General features: G+C 44.1%; 35 protein-coding genes. 2 read left to right on the top strand and 33 right to left on the bottom strand.

Annotated elements, in window-relative coordinates:
• Window positions 1–56: 56 nt before the first annotated feature.
• The 27 genes from ACMXYT_RS19650 to ACMXYT_RS19520 all read right to left on the bottom strand — a co-directional run bounded on the left by ACMXYT_RS19650 (window position 57) and on the right by ACMXYT_RS19520 (window position 12626).
• On the bottom strand, window positions 57–524 hold the full coding sequence (locus ACMXYT_RS19650; RefSeq protein ID WP_415913307.1) for a hypothetical protein: 468 nt from the start codon (window positions 522–524) through the stop codon (window positions 57–59).
• A gap of 34 nt (window positions 525–558) precedes the next feature.
• Entirely contained in the window at window positions 559–690 is a 132-nt protein-coding gene (locus tag ACMXYT_RS19645; RefSeq protein WP_415913306.1) for a hypothetical protein, read from the bottom strand.
• A gap of 14 nt (window positions 691–704) precedes the next feature.
• Complete coding sequence (locus tag ACMXYT_RS19640; RefSeq protein ID WP_415913305.1) at window positions 705–881, bottom strand: hypothetical protein; 177 nt, start codon at window positions 879–881, stop codon at window positions 705–707.
• A gap of 143 nt (window positions 882–1024) precedes the next feature.
• Window positions 1025–1480, bottom strand: a complete 456-nt coding sequence (locus ACMXYT_RS19635) for a hypothetical protein (RefSeq protein ID WP_415913304.1) — start codon at window positions 1478–1480, stop codon at window positions 1025–1027.
• 10 nt (window positions 1481–1490) lie between these two features.
• Window positions 1491–2042 (bottom strand): hypothetical protein, encoded by a 552-nt coding sequence (locus tag ACMXYT_RS19630; RefSeq protein WP_415913303.1) that lies wholly within the window; start codon window positions 2040–2042, stop codon window positions 1491–1493.
• Complete coding sequence (locus ACMXYT_RS19625) at window positions 2043–2516, bottom strand: hypothetical protein (RefSeq protein ID WP_415913302.1); 474 nt, start codon at window positions 2514–2516, stop codon at window positions 2043–2045. It abuts the gene before it with no gap.
• Window positions 2517–2587: 71 nt separating this feature from the next.
• Window positions 2588–2890 carry a hypothetical protein gene (locus tag ACMXYT_RS19620; protein ID WP_415913301.1) on the bottom strand — a complete coding sequence of 101 codons (303 nt, stop codon included), beginning with the start codon at window positions 2888–2890 and terminating at the stop codon, window positions 2588–2590.
• A gap of 134 nt (window positions 2891–3024) precedes the next feature.
• On the bottom strand, window positions 3025–3432 hold the full coding sequence (locus ACMXYT_RS19615; protein WP_415913300.1) for a hypothetical protein: 408 nt from the start codon (window positions 3430–3432) through the stop codon (window positions 3025–3027).
• Window positions 3410–3709 (bottom strand): hypothetical protein, encoded by a 300-nt coding sequence (locus tag ACMXYT_RS19610; RefSeq protein WP_415913299.1) that lies wholly within the window; start codon window positions 3707–3709, stop codon window positions 3410–3412. Before ACMXYT_RS19610 ends, ACMXYT_RS19615 begins: the two co-directional genes overlap by 23 nt.
• Window positions 3710–3736: 27 nt before the next feature.
• Window positions 3737–4156: a hypothetical protein gene (locus tag ACMXYT_RS19605; protein ID WP_415913298.1), complete on the bottom strand. Its 420-nt coding sequence runs from the start codon at window positions 4154–4156 to the stop codon at window positions 3737–3739.
• Window positions 4157–4175: 19 nt separating this feature from the next.
• Window positions 4176–4637: a hypothetical protein gene (locus tag ACMXYT_RS19600; protein ID WP_415913297.1), complete on the bottom strand. Its 462-nt coding sequence runs from the start codon at window positions 4635–4637 to the stop codon at window positions 4176–4178.
• A gap of 132 nt (window positions 4638–4769) precedes the next feature.
• On the bottom strand, window positions 4770–5717 hold the full coding sequence (locus ACMXYT_RS19595; protein ID WP_415913296.1) for a hypothetical protein: 948 nt from the start codon (window positions 5715–5717) through the stop codon (window positions 4770–4772).
• Window positions 5718–5817: 100 nt separating this feature from the next.
• Window positions 5818–6183 carry a hypothetical protein gene (locus ACMXYT_RS19590; RefSeq protein WP_415913295.1) on the bottom strand — a complete coding sequence of 122 codons (366 nt, stop codon included), beginning with the start codon at window positions 6181–6183 and terminating at the stop codon, window positions 5818–5820.
• Complete coding sequence (locus ACMXYT_RS19585) at window positions 6170–6328, bottom strand: hypothetical protein (protein ID WP_415913294.1); 159 nt, start codon at window positions 6326–6328, stop codon at window positions 6170–6172. Before ACMXYT_RS19585 ends, ACMXYT_RS19590 begins: the two co-directional genes overlap by 14 nt.
• A gap of 66 nt (window positions 6329–6394) precedes the next feature.
• Entirely contained in the window at window positions 6395–6634 is a 240-nt protein-coding gene (locus ACMXYT_RS19580; RefSeq protein ID WP_415913293.1) for a hypothetical protein, read from the bottom strand.
• 23 nt (window positions 6635–6657) lie between these two features.
• On the bottom strand, window positions 6658–7056 hold the full coding sequence (locus ACMXYT_RS19575) for a hypothetical protein (RefSeq protein WP_415913292.1): 399 nt from the start codon (window positions 7054–7056) through the stop codon (window positions 6658–6660).
• 23 nt (window positions 7057–7079) lie between these two features.
• Window positions 7080–8183, bottom strand: coding sequence for a hypothetical protein (locus tag ACMXYT_RS19570; protein ID WP_415913291.1), 1104 nt, complete (start codon window positions 8181–8183; stop codon window positions 7080–7082).
• A 23-nt stretch (window positions 8184–8206) separates the two neighbouring features.
• On the bottom strand, window positions 8207–8521 hold the full coding sequence (locus tag ACMXYT_RS19565) for a hypothetical protein (RefSeq protein WP_415913290.1): 315 nt from the start codon (window positions 8519–8521) through the stop codon (window positions 8207–8209).
• A 448-nt stretch (window positions 8522–8969) separates the two neighbouring features.
• Window positions 8970–9302, bottom strand: coding sequence for a hypothetical protein (locus ACMXYT_RS19560; protein WP_415913289.1), 333 nt, complete (start codon window positions 9300–9302; stop codon window positions 8970–8972).
• Between the two features lie 413 nt (window positions 9303–9715).
• Window positions 9716–10045, bottom strand: a complete 330-nt coding sequence (locus tag ACMXYT_RS19555) for a hypothetical protein (RefSeq protein ID WP_415913288.1) — start codon at window positions 10043–10045, stop codon at window positions 9716–9718.
• A gap of 17 nt (window positions 10046–10062) precedes the next feature.
• Window positions 10063–10647 (bottom strand): AAA family ATPase, encoded by a 585-nt coding sequence (locus tag ACMXYT_RS19550; protein ID WP_415913287.1) that lies wholly within the window; start codon window positions 10645–10647, stop codon window positions 10063–10065.
• Window positions 10637–10798: a hypothetical protein gene (locus tag ACMXYT_RS19545; RefSeq protein ID WP_415913286.1), complete on the bottom strand. Its 162-nt coding sequence runs from the start codon at window positions 10796–10798 to the stop codon at window positions 10637–10639. The genes ACMXYT_RS19550 and ACMXYT_RS19545 overlap by 11 nt, the downstream gene beginning before the upstream one ends.
• Entirely contained in the window at window positions 10798–11211 is a 414-nt protein-coding gene (locus ACMXYT_RS19540) for a hypothetical protein (protein WP_415913285.1), read from the bottom strand. Before ACMXYT_RS19540 ends, ACMXYT_RS19545 begins: the two co-directional genes overlap by 1 nt.
• A complete protein-coding gene (locus tag ACMXYT_RS19535) occupies window positions 11208–11753 on the bottom strand; it encodes a hypothetical protein (protein WP_415913284.1) in 546 nt (181 codons plus the stop codon). Before ACMXYT_RS19535 ends, ACMXYT_RS19540 begins: the two co-directional genes overlap by 4 nt.
• Window positions 11750–11941 carry a hypothetical protein gene (locus ACMXYT_RS19530; protein ID WP_415913283.1) on the bottom strand — a complete coding sequence of 64 codons (192 nt, stop codon included), beginning with the start codon at window positions 11939–11941 and terminating at the stop codon, window positions 11750–11752. The genes ACMXYT_RS19535 and ACMXYT_RS19530 overlap by 4 nt, the downstream gene beginning before the upstream one ends.
• Before the next feature lie 9 nt (window positions 11942–11950).
• Complete coding sequence (locus ACMXYT_RS19525) at window positions 11951–12217, bottom strand: hypothetical protein (protein WP_415913282.1); 267 nt, start codon at window positions 12215–12217, stop codon at window positions 11951–11953.
• The gene (locus ACMXYT_RS19520; RefSeq protein ID WP_415913281.1) at window positions 12204–12626 is read right to left on the bottom strand and encodes a hypothetical protein; all 423 of its coding nucleotides are present in this window, start codon (window positions 12624–12626) and stop codon (window positions 12204–12206) included. The genes ACMXYT_RS19525 and ACMXYT_RS19520 overlap by 14 nt, the downstream gene beginning before the upstream one ends.
• Window positions 12627–12856: 230 nt before the next feature.
• Here ACMXYT_RS19520 and ACMXYT_RS19515 point away from each other — a divergent pair, with 230 nt between their 5' ends.
• Window positions 12857–13174 carry a hypothetical protein gene (locus ACMXYT_RS19515; RefSeq protein ID WP_415913280.1) on the top strand — a complete coding sequence of 106 codons (318 nt, stop codon included), beginning with the start codon at window positions 12857–12859 and terminating at the stop codon, window positions 13172–13174.
• 55 nt (window positions 13175–13229) lie between these two features.
• Here ACMXYT_RS19515 and ACMXYT_RS19510 read toward each other — a convergent pair whose 3' ends face one another.
• The 3 genes from ACMXYT_RS19510 to ACMXYT_RS19500 form a co-directional block, all read right to left on the bottom strand.
• Window positions 13230–13610, bottom strand: a complete 381-nt coding sequence (locus ACMXYT_RS19510) for a hypothetical protein (RefSeq protein WP_415913279.1) — start codon at window positions 13608–13610, stop codon at window positions 13230–13232.
• On the bottom strand, window positions 13594–13890 hold the full coding sequence (locus ACMXYT_RS19505) for a hypothetical protein (protein WP_415913278.1): 297 nt from the start codon (window positions 13888–13890) through the stop codon (window positions 13594–13596). The genes ACMXYT_RS19510 and ACMXYT_RS19505 overlap by 17 nt, the downstream gene beginning before the upstream one ends.
• Before the next feature lie 69 nt (window positions 13891–13959).
• Complete coding sequence (locus tag ACMXYT_RS19500; RefSeq protein WP_415913277.1) at window positions 13960–14385, bottom strand: hypothetical protein; 426 nt, start codon at window positions 14383–14385, stop codon at window positions 13960–13962.
• A 322-nt stretch (window positions 14386–14707) separates the two neighbouring features.
• Here ACMXYT_RS19500 and ACMXYT_RS19495 point away from each other — a divergent pair, with 322 nt between their 5' ends.
• A complete protein-coding gene (locus ACMXYT_RS19495; protein WP_415913276.1) occupies window positions 14708–15634 on the top strand; it encodes a hypothetical protein in 927 nt (308 codons plus the stop codon).
• Between the two features lie 60 nt (window positions 15635–15694).
• Here ACMXYT_RS19495 and ACMXYT_RS19490 read toward each other — a convergent pair whose 3' ends face one another.
• The 3 genes from ACMXYT_RS19490 to ACMXYT_RS19480 form a co-directional block, all read right to left on the bottom strand.
• Window positions 15695–15907, bottom strand: a complete 213-nt coding sequence (locus ACMXYT_RS19490) for a hypothetical protein (RefSeq protein ID WP_415913275.1) — start codon at window positions 15905–15907, stop codon at window positions 15695–15697.
• The gene (locus ACMXYT_RS19485) at window positions 15904–16095 is read right to left on the bottom strand and encodes a hypothetical protein (protein ID WP_415913274.1); all 192 of its coding nucleotides are present in this window, start codon (window positions 16093–16095) and stop codon (window positions 15904–15906) included. The genes ACMXYT_RS19490 and ACMXYT_RS19485 overlap by 4 nt, the downstream gene beginning before the upstream one ends.
• Window positions 16096–16239: 144 nt before the next feature.
• Window positions 16240–16428 carry a hypothetical protein gene (locus ACMXYT_RS19480; RefSeq protein WP_415913273.1) on the bottom strand — a complete coding sequence of 63 codons (189 nt, stop codon included), beginning with the start codon at window positions 16426–16428 and terminating at the stop codon, window positions 16240–16242.
• Window positions 16429–16551 lie beyond the last annotated feature (123 nt).

Genomic DNA, 16551 nt, shown 5'->3' with positions numbered 1-16551 from the left:
ATAAGGGCGACAATAAAAAATGGCCGGATAAACCGGCCACTAGGGATTGCTACGCCTTATGCGTTCGCTACAGACTGAAGATACTCGACATCGCCCTTAAGCAGTGTCCGATCGAGTGACATCACTTTATCAAGATAAGGCTTAATCGCAGGAAAAATATCCAACAGGTAGTCAAGCTTCTCCAATGATTCCGAACATGCCTGCTCAAGCATGGAAGTGGAGTAGGGCGTGTCCAGCTTATTCTGCAAATACGTTTTCAAACTCACCGATATGACCTCATTAGCACTCACGAAAAACGCACTAATAAAGCTCAGCCCTATAAGGGCGGTAATTTCAATGTGTTGACCATGCATGCCAGCTGCATGATTCAAAAAGTGAACATTTGCGACAAATAGACAGGCCATTGCCACGAATACGAGTCCCATGACGAAAGGAACCGCCCGAACTTTTTGATTGATTTTTTCTGCGTTAATACGTGCTTGCTGTAGACTCTGCTCGCAAGCCAGATCAATGTACGTTGCCATATGCTCTCCATTGCACAATTAAATTATAGAGCTGCTACCAGCTCCGCTTATTAGCACGAGCGATTGCACGTGCCGCAGCAGCTTCCTTTAGCTTGCGCTTATCACGCTCTGCTTTAGCTTCAAATTTGACAACACGACCCTTTGAAGGCTTACTCTCGCTGCTCATACCGCAATCCTATATCAGTGAATTTCCGAACCATACTGGCGAATCACGGCGTTTAGCTTATCTTCAGCTTTACGTTCCGCTTCATCCCATGTTTTGCCGTATCCCCAGAGGCGAATACCTCGCTCCTGAACTAGAACCGCTTTTACATCAGGCTGAATAGCAACTTCCGTTCTTGATACAACTTCAATCATGGTCTTTCTCCACTTGATTGCGTTATATTTATTATAATATAAATTGATATATTTGCAAGAGGAATGGCTGTTTTTTGTACAATTTTTTACCGCTAATAAAAAAGGCCGCATGGCGACCTTTTTAGTAAAATACCGTATATGTGTCATACAGTGCGGAGATATATTTCTTTACCTTTGTCATCTCGCGTGTATAGGTGTTCAACCGCTGGGCCGCAGCCTAAATCGGAATCATCTAGCCTCTTCACAATCCCGTTCTTGCGCTCAAATTCGAGCTTCTCTGCTGCTGTATAGTCCTTAGAGGGGGATACGGCAGCGCTTGGCTCGGTAGGTGGAAGCCACTCCAAATTGCATTTTTTACAATTCTGTTTAAAGGCATCCAATTCGGTTAAATCATCCTTTTGATTGAATGGCATTATGTCTCCATACGCCATCCCCCTCACACCGATATTGATAGACCAAGCTTCTGTGCGTTTAATTTGCACGACATCGCGGTAAGGCCCATCGTCATCCGGGAAGTAATAATCAACAAACCCCGTTGCTGTATGTCCCATGCAGATCAGCTGATATAAATGGTCGTAATCCTTTGAGAATTTATACATAAAGCACCTACTAATTATTCCCTATCATATTGCCGTTGGATGTTGGCATAGGCCACCAGATAATGACTTCCCAGTTATTACCATCTAGGCCTGAAATAGACCAGCAATCAGTTGAGTGATAATAGAGGCCAATCATAGGCTCTTTGAAGCCTTTAACGCGCACGAGTACGGACTCGGAAGGGCGCAAGGATTTAATAAAGGGATCACGCTCTGCAAGCGTCGCTAAGGCTTCTTCAGAGATTTCAGGTGGCAGGGCGTTTAAACTGAATTCTGGCCTAACATATGAACTCTCATAGCTAATGTCGTCTTCAGACTGGCGAACCTCGCCTCGGACAAAATATACCCCTTCCTTCAAAAGCCCTTCGTCTTTTGGCATCTTCAGTTCTATGCCTGACCATTGCAACCATGCCTCTGCTGAATCGGAAAGAATATCTTCCTTCACGGCACATGGATCTGTTTTGCCTTCCTTAAATTCCGGCAGTACCGCTTCTTTAAGATCGAGAACCGTAACGCCGCCTAATCCAACTACCACTTTGCATGAAAATTCAATATTTGGTTTCATTTAGCTTTCTTTAGTCCATGTTAGATTGAGAGTATCAAGCATCTCATTGGCTTCTTCAAGCATCTCACTAAGTGTTTCTCTATTTCCTGCCACAGACTTGCGGAATCCCATTGGGGAGTTAGGGTTGCAGCAGACAACAAAATCAATAAATTCTTCTGACGTTGCTAGCTCTTCATCCTTGGATGGGCAACTAACATGATCATTAAAACCGTCACCGCGATTATCACCGAGTACGAAATAAAACTCTTTCTCTTCGGTATCAAAAGTCACATGTAGGTTAAGGGAATAGTAATCAGTCAGGTCTGACTCTTCTCCTTTGTAATCAACCCTACGCTCCAGCTCAAGATCAATGTATTCGCCACCATCATTCCAGAGTACCCATGAGTTCTCTCGGCTAGCATCCAGTTCTTTACAGCGAGCAGAAACAGCCTCTGCTGTTTCAGAAAATTTTCGCGAAGTGGTTAAAATATTCATAATGGTTACCCTCTCTCAATTCTCATTATATTATAATGAAATTAAATAGATAATCAAGAGGGCATTTTCCGTTAGTTTTTTTGAAGGTAACCCTTAAGGGCTCGCTTAACAAAGGCTACATCCTTCGGAATGATGTATGTAAAGTGTCCGCCTTTTTTGGTTGTTTTTATCAAGCCAAGCTCAAGCATGGCCTTTGCTATTTTCCTATCTCCACATTTCACGTATTGAATGCGCTGATCGGCTTGCAAATTCATCAAAAGGCCATAAAAGCAGTCAGCCAGTTTCTTTGGAGCATCAAACAGCATTTTTAATTTTTCATGTGAAATGTGGACTACATCATCATAGACGGGGGTCATTGTTCTAATATTTTGCATAGTTATTCTCCTGTGATTGGTGTAATAACAGTCTAAGACTAACTATGTCTGAAATAAACATAGGACTGATGAAATCCTCTGTAGGCCGCGTAGTGAAAGGGTATTGTAAATTTCGGTGACTACTTATTGCCGTATTATTTTGTAAATTTGGACCAATCGTGTCGCTCTGTGATTAAGTTTTTATCAATCACTTTATAGGGGTGTCCATTTGCTTTTAAGTTACGGATCGCGCCGACGCACGGGGTATCAGGATTGCTATGGCAAGCCCAAGTCTTTCCATGCTTGATTCGCATAATTGCGATTTCATAAGAGGAAGGGAGGCAACCATAGCCTTGTATGTGCTCGCTTTCTTCTGTTCCAGCAAAGGGGCAGCCTTCTGTCGAACACAAAAGAGAGCTTATGCACCTCTCTGGCAGGTCATCTTGGCCGACATTTAGCGTATCGATAAGATCAGCTGCATTCTTGCCATCTAGTGAAGCGGGTCGATTGGGGAATTCAATCTTGTTTCTCATATTGGTGCTATCGGTCCATCGACGGGTCATCTACAGCCTTATGCGCCATTGCTTCTCTACGCTCTTGGCTGCGCTGCCGCTTAAACGTCTTTGGAACGTCTTGATTATAGTTGCGAAGTGCGTTGTGAGCCTTATCATAATCAAGCTTTGCAGCTTTAAACTCGTCAGTGGACTTGACGTCATCTGGAACAAGTCCCATATTGCCACGAGGGAATGCTTTCAGGGCTTCCGAGGCTCGCTGAAGGTTTTCTTCCAGAAGTTCTACGGTCTTTTTGTATGTTGCATAATCAGTTTCAGTGCTGGACATGTTAACCCCTTCTTACTTCTTAACTTATTATAAGCCAATTAACGTCTCATCGCGGGACAAATCAGTATTATCTTTACTTAATAATGTGAAACGGTGCTGATCAAATGCCTCATTGAGGGTTTTGGTATGCATGAGTATTATTTTAGCTGTCTGGATTGCGTCCAGTACGGCCATAGCAAATATCTCTTCACTTTCCAATTGTTCCATTGCACATAAGGATGGATTTTGAATGCCGTGAAGGTTGTGCAAAACCTTAATATCCCATGAAGCCGATTCTGGGCACCGGTCAACGACGATGCTAATAGGGTTTCCATTAAAGCCTTCCACATGATAATGGAAGCTAGAATGCTCCTTGCGGCCAACCTCAATCAAATCAATAGAGGGGCGAGAGAAGCCATCGAAGGTCACAGCCTCGATAATACCATCGCTTAAAATCAAATGAGTCATTTAGCTGAGACCTTCCGGATTAATTAATCGATTGAGTAACCAGCCCTTGCAGGGGATCACCATAGTCATCAAACCCTTCCAAGCTGAGGTCTTTTCTTAGAGCATCAAGATCCCCTAAGCCGGTGCATGGATTGAAATAAGGTGAGTCTTTTAATAATTCACCGCCGAAACGGAAGCAGCGTTTTAGAAGGTCGCTCTTGTTGGCAATGCATTCTGTAGCAATCAACACCATAAGCCCATCAATACGCTCACAAGCCTGTTCATCAGGAAAGCTAGAGAGGCTGCTTAGATCAACTAACTCATACGCTTTGATATCGCTTTCAGAAAGCGGGGTAGGGTAGACAATCGCCCCATGGCGAATATGCTCTGGTTTGCAGGGCGAATTCACTTCATTGGGTTCAAGAATCTGAGTAAAGCCCTGTGGGACCGCCCCAATTGTAGCCGGTCTTGCACGTAGGCCGTAACAGAAGCTGTTTGTCATAAGTTTGCCCTAAAGTAATTATTAAGTCCTTATTATTATAAGGAAAATAAAATAGTAATCAATGATTTTCTGGGCAAAACCCTCTTATGCAGAATTTAAAAGGGGCTTATTTGCGCCCCTACTATGCTTGAATTAGTTGAATCCAAAGAGTTTTTTAAAGCTCCATTTCCCTTTAGGCGTATCTTCTTCGGCCCCGGCTTCTTTACTGACTTTTGCGATGCTTTCAGCCCTTTGCTTAACCCTATTTCTTTTCTGGTACGCTTCTGTTTCAGCTCGCGTCTCTTTAATAAGGGCCTTTCGTGCCTCTATGAGCTCTTCTGAATGGTATAAAGGATATCCCTCACCTTCAGTCATGCAATGAAGTTCAGCGTACAGCTTAGGGTTCTTTTTTGAAAGCTCTTCGCTGGAAGGGAGGAGGCTGTATGGCCCTAAGTCCATTGCAACTAGACGTTCACGCTCACGATAAAACCTATTACCCCATTTTTTTCCTTTGTTGCGCCTAATAATCTGCCCCTCGATACAGGGGTGACTAATAAACTCTGGGTGAAGCGCAAGGTAGTGCGCAATATGCTCAGCCTTTTCAGGATGACAGAAAATGAAGGCATCAACATGAAGGACAAGGTGATTCTGGACCAGCTCGTGATCACGATATTCCGTCAATAGATCATCAAGCTTTTCAATAATCCTGTGGCCTTTGTATCTATTGGGCAGCCATGCTGTTTTTGAAGCTATCTTAGAGATCCGCTCTCGGTTAGTATCACCCATCATAACCATGCCATGGCGTGCTAATTCGCGGGTGAAGTTCTCATAAGCATAGAAGGGGTTGGACTCGCTCATTCGATGCATTGCACTCATTTCACGATCAGTTTTGCCTTCAAAATGACCCTCAGCACTCATCTCTTTGTAAACCTCGCGCACCGGCTTTTGGTCAGGGAAGAGGATGTGGTCAGACGCTTCCTGTTGGCGTACGGCTATCAGTCGATCAAGCAGTGGCTTTGCTTTTAGATAGAGCTCTGAGTAAATGATGTTTTGGATGATGATGCTATCTTGTTCTGTTTTGAGCAAATCAGTGAACTTCATTTTACACTCCAATGTAGGATGGTCCTTATTGCACCATATCATACGTGCAGCAATAGGGGATTACAAAAAAGGGCGCTTATACAGCGCCCTAAGCTGCATGCTAAACAAGGAGATCAGATGGAACGTCGTGCTTCATTTGTTGCAGGCACCTCAAGAGATCGGTATTGGTATAGCCCTGACACCACTGATCGAGGTTTTCACCTTCTACAATATCATGTAAACACGCTAGGTACTCATCCTTGCCCATATTACTAGCGCGAACCTTTGCCAGCATAGCTGGCCCAATAACAACTGTTTCGACGTCGGAGCCTAAAGCTTTTGCAATATTTTCAGACACCTCCTTAATCGAGATATCCAACTCATGATCTGTCACTGCAATGAAACGGTAATTTAAGAAGAGGGTCACCTCATCATAAGAGGCATTTATTTCACGCTGATCCACAAGAATGATCTTAGGCTTGCTCATCTTCAACTTCCTCAATCTCTTCTGATGCATGCGCTTGCACAGCGAGATTGCAGTTAGGACACTTGTCATCACACATACTGTCTGCTTCTTGTTCCCAAGTAGTGTCACAGCGCGGGCATTCGTACTCATTAAAGAAATTTGGCATATCATCTTTCCTCTCAATTCTTATTAAATATTATAATGAAAAAGGACGTAATTGCAATAGGCGCTATTAATTATCAACCCAGTCGAGCTTCTGGCCTAAGAACCTAGTTAGAGCGGCTTTCGCACTACGTGTGTGAGTGTAGTGGCGTGGAAACCAGCCATCGTAAGCGTTGGTCCCGTTTCTGCGGTACTGCCTATTGGTAGTCAGGAGCCACCCTGAATCAGTCGGGGTGATGAAAAATATCTCACCGTCATCAAAAGTGGCTTTAAGTCCTTTGCGCGAGGTATTCGTTGCCTTGGGAGGCATAATTCACTCCAGAGTGTAGTTGTCTAGCTTTCCTTAACGGTTGCACCGCAATAGGGAGCTCCGTAAGGGTTTTTGAGGGGCTCTGTTCCCATATTAATCCCATTCTGCTTAAAGGTAAGATATAGGGTTTCAACTGAGGGGGCCATGCGATCCCATTCGTCCTTTAGCTGAAGCCTTGCATCTTCGGGAAGGGCGCGTTTTGCACAAAATCTGGCAGCGCGCATTAATTCTAGGTATCTATTTAAGATAGATTGCGCGCATCGGTGGTCTTTGGATGTACCGCTGAAATCCATATTTAAGCAAACATCCTTAACCGGCGTTAAAGAAATTTGAAATTCCTTAACAGGATATGGGTTCGACTCTGCGTAGGTGTAGACGGGGGCTATTGCCAGTAGCATGACTAATGTCAGTTGTTTAATCATCACTATCCCTTATTTTGTGTACGTCAGGCCACTCGAATGAGCGGCGCCTTTTCTACAATATTGTCTTTATCCCCTTTTACGTATGAGTGGATATACTGAAGGCGACGTTTGGAGTGCTTAGGCCCGTAGGCTTGATACCGGAAATAGCCATTCACTTTAAAACCGTGAGAATGCGCGTTGCTGTTTTCTTGTGCTTGCTTTTCCGTGGGAAGTGAACCGTCGGAATCATTCACGCCCAATTCGCGAACCGCAAATAAAGAGATACCTTGCGGAGGGCGTTTGGACTTACTGCCTTTCGTATTTCGAATACCTCCCTTAGTCACACGTATGGCACCACCAACCAAATTTTCGGTTTGGGCATAGTAGTACATCGCCAAACCAGACATTATAGGTATCACTCTAGCTACAATTTCCCCTGCACAAGCGTGTGGGACTAGATGATCATCACTAGTAAAGGCGGAAGGACCGCTACTCAGGGTTTGGTTTTTAAAATTCAAACCGACATTAACTTCTTTATTTCCTGCTTTAGGGAAAACTAAGACCATATTCCACAGCCCTAGTGCGGGGAATGACATAATCTGTTTTATGTAACTGTCATGACTCTCGTCATGTATAGTGGGTATTACGCAAGCGTGGTTGGGGAGGTCGAGGTGCCACAAGTGTTCGTTGATAAAGCTCTTCACCTCCAGAGGCACTTCACCCTTAACTCCACCTGAGTGAAATAGGCGCTCCAGAAGCTCTTTAGTGGGCTTTAAAGACAGGGGCTTGGCTGAATAGTCCTTGTTGGCGAGGAGTGAGGCTTCTACCTCTAGCGCGCACGAGACAAAGTAACTACTCATAAAAGAGCCAACAGTCATGGCTTCCATTCTGCTATAGCCATGTTTTCCGCTCAATTGCTTGCCACATATTGCAGCCTGAACGGTGGAGCTGACCTTTACTTGGTCGCTATACGACCCCTTGCGATAGGCATTGTAAGCATCTGCTGGCTTTTTAGCGTCTGGAAATAAGCCGAGGCTCAGTATTTGTGGCCCTAGAACTTCTGGCTTTGCGTAGCTAACCCCAGATGAAGGATTAAGTAAGGCTTGATTAAGGCGCTTAGCCTGTCGATCTAGATAAGTCTTAGACATGTACTGACCTCAGGGCTGTTCTTTTACTTGATGAGTTTTTTGGTGATTGGGGATAGCGTAGAGTACCGCAATAAGAACGTTTGACCTTTTTCTAAATTGGCTTTAAAAACTGCGCACTCTTCTTTTGTTGTGGGAATCGTGTGATTACCAGCCATCCCAATAAAATTGCTTACAAAAATAACAGCAATTTCATAAGCAACCCATAGGAAAAGGGCGGCTGCACAGCCGTCCCGTAAGGCAGGCCCTAAAAATATTGAAACGGGCTCAATCTTATACAACACCATATTTACTGCGATCGCTATAAGTACTGTTAGTATTAAATGTAAGAGTTTGTTCATTTTTAATCCTGCTGAAGTGGTAGTGAACGTTGCTCTTTATATTATAATGAATAATATCAATATGGCAACCTAAGATTAATGAGTTGATAGAATAATGGATTTTCTTTAATTGACTCACCATTAAGGCGCATTTCGAGCAAACGCGGCTTTTCTTTAATCTTGTCTGTTATTGACTGACCAGCCAAAGAAGCGATTAAGAACCAATTGAGAAATGATTCCGATCCTTGATCTCTTTTGGAAAAGGCATCCGTTACATCGACGGTATCAGCTAGCAGGCCAGCGCTGTTCTTGCAGTTGCACGACGCATCCTCTGGCAGGGTGTCGGTACCTCATGGGTTACCTGATTTACAGAAGCTTGCAGAATCGGAGGGTTCACCCATACATTTGCTTCCAAAAATCCATTATTTGAGAGTAATGGTATAATGATTAATAATTGAAAGGCAAGCCCTTAGCTTACCTTTATGTACGTGTAGGTCCAGCGGTCACAAGAGGTGACATGATTCAGAATTTCCCACCCAGTATCCAGTAAGTGCTTGTTTGCTTCATACCATGCACTATGTGCAGCACGGTCATGTTTGGCGTATGACAGAACTTTGCATTCTGCTGCGCGCGTCTCACAGTGAATTAGCGACTCACCACTCATGTCTTTAGGGATGGTTGGGTTTGCTGTTACGGTAGGTCCCACGTTATGGGGCACTGTTTCAGGGATGTTGTCGCGAGTTATACCGCCTAGATTGTCTAGATCGGCGCCCCAGAAAGCGTCAGTCGTATTTTGTGTCATTTTATTATTATGCCTTTTATTTAATCTTCCCCCCGTTCTTTGCGGCAGCTTCTACAGAAACAGTCACTGCGATCCTTTGGGCAAAACATTTGTTGAATTGGCGTTCCTTTTCCGTTTACAACTTTATATATCCAAAAGACTGCAACTAGAGCGAGTATCACCAGAATGGATAGTCCTATAAGTGAAAAGTTTGCATCTAGCATAACGGGAATCCGATTTATTTATCGGTATAGTATGCCACCATTAGCGCGAATTTTCTATGTTTAGGCGTTCGTCAATGGTGATTGGTTTTAGGTTAGAAAGTGTTACTTAATTAAGGTGATAGGTCTGGCGATTTGGGAGAGGCTGTGAGGCAGGCGTAGCACCTTTCAATTAGATGCATCGCCTGCTTGCTTCACGTCTTGATCGAGTGGTTAAGCAGCTGTGTCTTCACTTTCCTTTGCGTACTGGCCAGTGAGGCGCAAAATGGCTTCCCCGCATTCAGCCTGAATAACTTCCGGGTCTGCGTCTTTTCCAAACTCTTTGATGTAGTCCTGCAAGGCTTTTAGGCAAGCCACACCTTCATCAATAAGGTGATCGCGGTAGCCTAACTCAGCAGCAATGTCTGCTTTTTTCTCTAGCTTTTCCCGCGCCATTGCCACAACATGGCGGCTATAGTATTCGCCTGCCTGATCTAGTGCCATCTCATCTCGATCGGCGTAGAGGGTAGGACTTACATTGGTTTCGGTATTGTTAGTGTTCATAGTATTTCCTATTTCTATTAAGCGCTTTCGCTTAGTTCTTTGCGGTACGCTTTAATGACTTTTTCTGCATATGTCTGGTCTTTATCCATACTAATAATATTATCAGCCGCCAGCATCAGTATTGGGTTGTGTGTCGCAATAATGAATTGTAATCGATGTTTGTTCGCGAGAAGATTATCTCGTAATTTTAGGAGATTTTTGAAATCGAGTGCTTGCTCGGGTTCGTCAATGATAATGACTGACCCATCTTTGAATTCTGTGCAAAGCTCCAGACTTCTCCATAGGTTTTCACCATGTGATTCAAAGCGTGCCATTGCACCGCTCATGAACTGCGCACCATTAGCTAACTGCATGTCTGTTGCAAGGCCTTGTTCCTGCATTTTCATGCGGCAAACAGTGAACCCTAATCCTTGTGTCTCTAGATCAAGGCATTCACGCTTTTCTCCTGAGGTACGATCTGAAAGTAGGTCATAAATGGTTGATTTGCCACTGCCATTATTTCCTACTATAACGTTGACCCCCGGAGTGAATGTCATGCTTTTGTCCTCGCGTTGTACGCGAGAGGTGTATTGCTCGTCTGTAATAGTCGCTTTAGTCAGCATCTTTTTTCTCTGCTTGATTCTGTGTTATTTTGAAAATGCCTTTAATCTTGCGCCAAAGCACGATTCCCGGGGCATTAGCCTGACTGTCCCCTACAGGGAAAAACAGAATAAGGAATAGGAATATCCCCCCTATAATCCATAAAGCTGCCATTAGTAGTGATCCTCTTCATGGTATGCGCCAACGGACTGCTCGTTTTCTGTAAGCAGCATCCCATCAACCTTAAAGAAGAGATCAAGGTAGAAAATTTCCAGATTCATTTCATGGTAAGCATCTTCTAGGAAATCGAACTGCCATTGGTGAATGCGCTCACCGGTGGTGCCTGACCATACTTGCTGCATATCCCAACCGACATAGAAACGATGTTCGCGCTGGCCTTGGCCAAACATGCTACCGAACCCCCAGCTGATATCTGCAACAAACCGGGCATGGTAGTCATCACTATCGAACTCATAGGGAGAGAATTTCACATCGAAGTTGCCGTAGCTTTCTGCGATCTTAAGGAATGCTTTCATCCCTTCTTTTTGTTTATCAGAGGCCCATTCAGGGTAAATTTGATCTGTCATTGAACGACCAGTTCCTTATTTAAATTTGATTCAGAAGTCGGAGAATTTGTCGGACCGTTACCTACCAAATTCACTCTACTTAAACCACTATGCTTTTGTGAGGCCTTAAAAAGCCGACTGTTCCAATTCTTCACGGCGTCTTTAGCGAGTGGCGTAAACTCAGGGAGTAATGCTTTTGCACTCAATTCATGAAGGTCTGGATCAAGCTCGGCAATAACACCTCTTGCTGTCAGGCAGGCAATAACAGGGTCTACCAATGCAAATTGCAAATCTTTGGTTTCAGGATTCAGGTCAGAGGTTACAAACTTAAGCCCCTCAAGGTCCCAAACAGTGAAATCTTGCTCTTCAGCAAAATCGTCATCCAGACCGGTCACATGCGTATTAACGCGCATGCCGAAGCCGTCGCGCATTCCGCTTTTCCAAGACTCCACGATGACCCAATTCAGCTTATCTCCGTTAAAGAAGATGGAAATAGGTAAAAGCTTTGGATGTCTTTCATCTGCATGAGCTTTCAGCCATGCAAAGGTTTCTTCGTAATTCATGCCTCTACTAGCCCTTTGTGTCTAACGCGGCCCATAGGCTTATCTGGACGCCACAGCCAGCCCTGCGTGTATCCAGACCACCAAATCTCTTCACCGCGATTACGGAGCTTACGAGCGCGTCGAGGATTGCGCACAGAGCGAAGTGTTTTAGTACGTAATCCATGGATAATTATCATTTCATTCAGCATATTAGAGCCTCAAAGATCACCGGCACGCTCAGGCGCCTCAGCATTATCAAGTTCAATAGCGCGTGCAAGCTCAATTAGGGCCTTCATCGTTCGAGGGCTTTTGCCGCCACCGCCACCCAAGGGTGAGCAAAATTCAACGGAGGAGCCTGCGCCAACACCACCATTGCCATCATCTTGGTATACAGTGACGTGAATATCCCCATCATCTGAGCGAAAGATGTTCAGCTGACCACGTGGAGACATATCCTCTTTTCGAGACACATCAAGATTCGACATTAATCTCTTCCTCTACTGGATAACTCCACCCATGCTCTGTGTAATAAATAACATCGCAGCAATGATTAATGGCTTGTAATTCCATAGAGATGGAATAAGCAACTTTTACTTCCGGAGAGGGTAGAAGCTCTTCGAGCTTGCTTGAAATCTCTTTGTTAAGGCCTTTTTCAGCAAGAGGTTTTAGTTCAGAGATAATTAAACTCTCAATGCTATCAAACACCTTATCTTCTGATAGAACGCCTTCTTTGGTGATATAAATAACACCCGGATCACCATGGATCACAACATCTAAAAGCTGCGCATCTTCATGGTACTCAGTGACTTGACGTCCCAAAACTTGCGCGGAAGCAAGCTTTCCAAGCTTAAGAAAGTGAACAATCTCAGTGAGTTCAAACTTTGGACTCTGCATTTAAGATCTCCTTATTTGCTTTATATTATAATGATAAATAATATTAAATCAAGCTTGTTTCAGGGTGGGTCTACTTTATTGTCTTGGAAGAGCTAGAGTTGCCCGGAAAGGCCCGTTGTTGTCGTCTAATAAGGTATTTGGTGAAGTTTAGGTTTTGGTGAGGATTGATTTGGAGGTATAACCTGAGATACATTGGTTAGAAGGGTATTTAATTTAATAGGATTCCGACATTGTTTGATATATCAATGGAGCAAACTGAGTTGAGCAGCAAGATTATAAACTGCGAGGTTGAATGGCCTGAAACAATGCAAATTGAAGGTGAGCTAATGGTGCATCAAGACACCGTACTCATTTTGAGTGGTGGTAAGGCTGCGTTATGCATAATCCAAGAAGCGGAAGTTCAGGGCATCCATGGAGTGACCAAGGAGCAGGCGGATCGAATGATCGAACACTTTAAGCTTCAATGCTTAACCCCTGAAGGCGAGGTTAATAAAGCCTACAGGACCGCTTCAAGCAATACCCTGATGAAAAAATTGAGTACCGGTTGAGTTTGATAGGGGCAAGTGTTGCCATCAAGATTTAAGATAGCAACACAGAGCTTAATCACTCGTCATCAGAGTCAAAGAAGAACAGGAATTGCTCTGCCCATGCGCCTGCATTGTCAGCAGGAAAGCGTAAGGGGAAGTCCTCAGGTGTTAGCTCATTATTCTTAATCCAATAAGCCTTAAATCGTTCAATTTCCGTATGCAGCTCTGCAACTGCGTCATCGAGACTGACAGAACCATCACCCTCAGGTTCAATAGACGCTGCCAGCGCCGTTAATGATTGCCACAGCTTGTAATCTGCAGTTGCTTGGCCTTCTTTATTTACGAGGGTAACGACGCCATCCTTTACTAGCACACTCGCTAGCGTGGTAGGGTAATTGTGCGCACCATCAGCTGTGATGTGATAGATAGCTCCGTTTTCATCAGCGAAATAGGGCATGCTGCTCTTCCTCTGTCCCTACTTTCAAAGGACCTGAATTTGTGGGCGAGGTGTCAATAATCCTCACCTCTTTGTGATAAGGCACTGCATAAGCCCTTAAGCTTGTCTCAAGCTTGGCAATATGCAGCCCACCTTCATGAAATATTAATGTAAGGTTGAAGTTGTCAGCAATAGGTAAGCCTGTTTGTATCTCTTGTGGATCAGGCAGATCACAAAGCAACTTCAATTCGTTGTAACGCCCCTCTTCGAGGCTTATTTCGATCTGTTTCTGCTCTGCCATAATTATCGCTCCCATGCTGAGGTCATTGTATCACTTTTAATGACGCATCCAACCACTAACCAAACGCATTCACTTGAATATTAACTTGGGGATTCTAATATCCTGTACGCTGCGTGGGATATATGCGACACCACCGGTAACGTTCATGAGCTGGATTGTTGCCATGCAGCCTTTCCAGTACTGCAAGCGCGGGGTGATGTCATCTTGAAGGACATCCAAGTATTGACGTAAGACGGAATCTGAACGCCACTCACGGTAATGCTTAAAGAGGATCTTCAACTCGCGTTTAACATTCCTTGCCCGAACCCATAAATCCTCAAGTTGCTCCGCTTGTGGGCGGTTATACCAAATATTGGGTACGACATACTCTTTACCTTCCTGATCACGGTAATGTAGCGACCCTGCCTTTTGGCTGTCATTTAAAAGCTCCAATGGAACACCAGTAGGTATGGATTGCTGAAAATCTGGATGGCTACAGGTCAGTGAATGGTGCATTAGTTGTCCCTCTATAATTGGGCAATAAATTCATATCTTAAGCTGTATTTAATTATAAGGAAATTAATTAAAAAATCAAGAAATGCTACTTATAGTCGGTCGACCCACTGTCGCGAATCATTAAAATAGGGACTGTGTTCAATTGAGGAGAGATACTATGAAAACGCTGCGCTTGCGTCAGCAGCGCTAGAGTCGATTGACCGAACCTCCAGTCACCCATCAAGCTCAAATGGTTGTTCGAAATTATAAATAGAGGCCTACTTATTGTAAAAAATTTATATCTCATTATAATATTGGGAGTATCAGTTTAAAGGGATTTAAAATGCCAATGTTCTTTGATTCACAAAACCTAACACCGGAACAGAAATCCCGTTGGGATTTTGCTATAAGGCAGTACGAGCGCATTCAGATTGATAATGCGCAACGCCAATTGAAAGCTATGTCACATGAAGAAAAGGTCATGCGAATTGGTGTTGATGAGGTTGATCTGGATGATAAGTGTCTTGATGACTTGGTTTTTGAATCATTGCTAGATATGCAAACGCTTTTGGGAGGAGGAGTGGGTGATCCAAAGTCCGCTCTGTTTTCACGCCTTTTGGATGGAAAGAAGCCTCTAAGAGTGCCACCACCAAGGTCATTTTCGTACCCTTGGTATCGCATCGTTGAAGAAAGCGGTGTCTTTCATGTGATGGTGGAACCATCCTTGGTTTCCTTCCGAAATCCTGTATTGAGTGTAAACGACATTTCCATCAATCAGTGCAACTGGTCGATTTTGTCCGCAAATGCGACAGCAAAGGCTTTGATGGATCTTCAGCTAAAAGTCAACGGCGGGGTTATTCCGATCTCTCTTATTCGAGAACTTGAGGCGATCTATGCGGAGCGGCCTGAATTCGTAGTTACGTTTTCGGGTATTGGGGAATATAGGCTGCATCTTGGTAGGAAAGACGGGAAATGCCTCAAGCGTTATCTACCTAGGCTTGGGGGTGAGTTGCGTTCAGTATTTGATACGATTTCATTCAAATACAACACTCATATTGACAAAGTGTTGTCAGTGGGCGAGCACCCTCTGATAGCTTATGATAATGCTAGGGTTAATTTACCTGATCACGATTTGTCACTGCTAATTAGTCATCAGCGTGAAAACCTGCAGGAAGACATAGCGTTGTTTGAACAAGATGCCAGTTTGTTTGATTCGGTGGAATACTCTTGTGATGATTGGTTCTTGGTTAAGGTTCCTGAGGACGGTTGACAGCCTCCCCACCTGAAGGAAGGGGCTTCCCGCGCCTACTGGTAAGGACTTTATTATATTCTAGCTTTCGCCGTTTAGGAATGCTCTCTGCTTATCGTTAGTATCGAGCGTGAATCCTTCAACCGCCCATTTTGTTTTGCACACTGTGCAGCAAGAGTGGAAGGCTAAGGAGGGTAGTCCCTCTGGACTCCACTCTTTGGTGCATACGTCCCATCCATGACCATCATTGTCTTGCTCGTTTAGAATATGTCCACAACTTCCTTGAATGCTCATTGCGACTTCCTTCTTCGTGCGAGCTCAAGGTCGATGTCGTCCAACCTCTTTTGTGAAAGGACCATGAATTCCATACGACTCATCCAACCGCGTTGGTAGATATCTTCGATCCAAGCCTGCCAGTGAGGTTCGTCATACGGGGTATTTCGCAATCCGTCTACATTATCCGGTAAGCTGCTAAGGGACATTCTTGGGCCTAGTGCGCTAAGTTGCCTAAATATGGAAAACGGCATAAGTATTGGGCGCTTAAACCGGTACCAGTGCCAATACAGGGCGTTACCGAGGTATCCGGCAACAAGACAACTTATGATTAATTGGGTATCTGGCATGATTTATCCAATGCTGTAGGTTAGGCCGCGCGTATATTCTTTGCCAAAGAAAGAGGTGCGCGACAGCAATTCATCCATGACGTCTTTACTAACTGTTGTCTTGCCGTTTGATTGTACATGCCCTTGCACAAATGCCGCACGACGCTGCCCTCTAAAAGTGATTGATACCAATGTTAGTTTTGTGTCACTCATTTATGTGTCCTGCTGTGAATTTACAAGGCGCTTTAACATGCGTTCCAAGTTGAAATTTTATTATAGAGGTGCGCTGAAACATTTTCAATCCTGCTTGACGGTAAGTTAATAAGCATTATAATA

It is taken from the genome of Neptuniibacter sp. QD37_11, from assembly GCF_047778105.1.
GTDB lineage: Bacteria > Pseudomonadota > Gammaproteobacteria > Pseudomonadales > Balneatricaceae > Neptuniibacter.
The sequence above is the reverse complement of the archived record's forward strand: the minus strand, read 5'-3'. Positions and strand labels throughout refer to the sequence as shown.

Coding starts and splice junctions, on each gene's coding strand:
- ACMXYT_RS19650 (WP_415913307.1), bottom strand. CDS start 524: ATGGCAACGTACATTGATCTGGCTTGCGAGCAGAGTCTACAGCAAGCA.
- ACMXYT_RS19645 (WP_415913306.1), bottom strand. CDS start 690: ATGAGCAGCGAGAGTAAGCCTTCAAAGGGTCGTGTTGTCAAATTTGAA.
- ACMXYT_RS19640 (WP_415913305.1), bottom strand. CDS start 881: ATGATTGAAGTTGTATCAAGAACGGAAGTTGCTATTCAGCCTGATGTA.
- ACMXYT_RS19635 (WP_415913304.1), bottom strand. CDS start 1,480: ATGTATAAATTCTCAAAGGATTACGACCATTTATATCAGCTGATCTGC.
- ACMXYT_RS19630 (WP_415913303.1), bottom strand. CDS start 2,042: ATGAAACCAAATATTGAATTTTCATGCAAAGTGGTAGTTGGATTAGGC.
- ACMXYT_RS19625 (WP_415913302.1), bottom strand. CDS start 2,516: ATGAATATTTTAACCACTTCGCGAAAATTTTCTGAAACAGCAGAGGCT.
- ACMXYT_RS19620 (WP_415913301.1), bottom strand. CDS start 2,890: ATGCAAAATATTAGAACAATGACCCCCGTCTATGATGATGTAGTCCAC.
- ACMXYT_RS19615 (WP_415913300.1), bottom strand. CDS start 3,432: ATGACCCGTCGATGGACCGATAGCACCAATATGAGAAACAAGATTGAA.
- ACMXYT_RS19610 (WP_415913299.1), bottom strand. CDS start 3,709: ATGTCCAGCACTGAAACTGATTATGCAACATACAAAAAGACCGTAGAA.
- ACMXYT_RS19605 (WP_415913298.1), bottom strand. CDS start 4,156: ATGACTCATTTGATTTTAAGCGATGGTATTATCGAGGCTGTGACCTTC.
- ACMXYT_RS19600 (WP_415913297.1), bottom strand. CDS start 4,637: ATGACAAACAGCTTCTGTTACGGCCTACGTGCAAGACCGGCTACAATT.
- ACMXYT_RS19595 (WP_415913296.1), bottom strand. CDS start 5,717: ATGAAGTTCACTGATTTGCTCAAAACAGAACAAGATAGCATCATCATC.
- ACMXYT_RS19590 (WP_415913295.1), bottom strand. CDS start 6,183: ATGAGCAAGCCTAAGATCATTCTTGTGGATCAGCGTGAAATAAATGCC.
- ACMXYT_RS19585 (WP_415913294.1), bottom strand. CDS start 6,328: ATGCCAAATTTCTTTAATGAGTACGAATGCCCGCGCTGTGACACTACT.
- ACMXYT_RS19580 (WP_415913293.1), bottom strand. CDS start 6,634: ATGCCTCCCAAGGCAACGAATACCTCGCGCAAAGGACTTAAAGCCACT.
- ACMXYT_RS19575 (WP_415913292.1), bottom strand. CDS start 7,056: ATGATTAAACAACTGACATTAGTCATGCTACTGGCAATAGCCCCCGTC.
- ACMXYT_RS19570 (WP_415913291.1), bottom strand. CDS start 8,183: ATGTCTAAGACTTATCTAGATCGACAGGCTAAGCGCCTTAATCAAGCC.
- ACMXYT_RS19565 (WP_415913290.1), bottom strand. CDS start 8,521: ATGAACAAACTCTTACATTTAATACTAACAGTACTTATAGCGATCGCA.
- ACMXYT_RS19560 (WP_415913289.1), bottom strand. CDS start 9,302: ATGACACAAAATACGACTGACGCTTTCTGGGGCGCCGATCTAGACAAT.
- ACMXYT_RS19555 (WP_415913288.1), bottom strand. CDS start 10,045: ATGAACACTAACAATACCGAAACCAATGTAAGTCCTACCCTCTACGCC.
- ACMXYT_RS19550 (WP_415913287.1), bottom strand. CDS start 10,647: ATGCTGACTAAAGCGACTATTACAGACGAGCAATACACCTCTCGCGTA.
- ACMXYT_RS19545 (WP_415913286.1), bottom strand. CDS start 10,798: ATGGCAGCTTTATGGATTATAGGGGGGATATTCCTATTCCTTATTCTG.
- ACMXYT_RS19540 (WP_415913285.1), bottom strand. CDS start 11,211: ATGACAGATCAAATTTACCCTGAATGGGCCTCTGATAAACAAAAAGAA.
- ACMXYT_RS19535 (WP_415913284.1), bottom strand. CDS start 11,753: ATGAATTACGAAGAAACCTTTGCATGGCTGAAAGCTCATGCAGATGAA.
- ACMXYT_RS19530 (WP_415913283.1), bottom strand. CDS start 11,941: ATGCTGAATGAAATGATAATTATCCATGGATTACGTACTAAAACACTT.
- ACMXYT_RS19525 (WP_415913282.1), bottom strand. CDS start 12,217: ATGTCGAATCTTGATGTGTCTCGAAAAGAGGATATGTCTCCACGTGGT.
- ACMXYT_RS19520 (WP_415913281.1), bottom strand. CDS start 12,626: ATGCAGAGTCCAAAGTTTGAACTCACTGAGATTGTTCACTTTCTTAAG.
- ACMXYT_RS19510 (WP_415913279.1), bottom strand. CDS start 13,610: ATGCCCTATTTCGCTGATGAAAACGGAGCTATCTATCACATCACAGCT.
- ACMXYT_RS19505 (WP_415913278.1), bottom strand. CDS start 13,890: ATGGCAGAGCAGAAACAGATCGAAATAAGCCTCGAAGAGGGGCGTTAC.
- ACMXYT_RS19500 (WP_415913277.1), bottom strand. CDS start 14,385: ATGCACCATTCACTGACCTGTAGCCATCCAGATTTTCAGCAATCCATA.
- ACMXYT_RS19495 (WP_415913276.1), top strand. CDS start 14,708: ATGCCAATGTTCTTTGATTCACAAAACCTAACACCGGAACAGAAATCC.
- ACMXYT_RS19490 (WP_415913275.1), bottom strand. CDS start 15,907: ATGAGCATTCAAGGAAGTTGTGGACATATTCTAAACGAGCAAGACAAT.
- ACMXYT_RS19485 (WP_415913274.1), bottom strand. CDS start 16,095: ATGTCCCTTAGCAGCTTACCGGATAATGTAGACGGATTGCGAAATACC.
- ACMXYT_RS19480 (WP_415913273.1), bottom strand. CDS start 16,428: ATGAGTGACACAAAACTAACATTGGTATCAATCACTTTTAGAGGGCAG.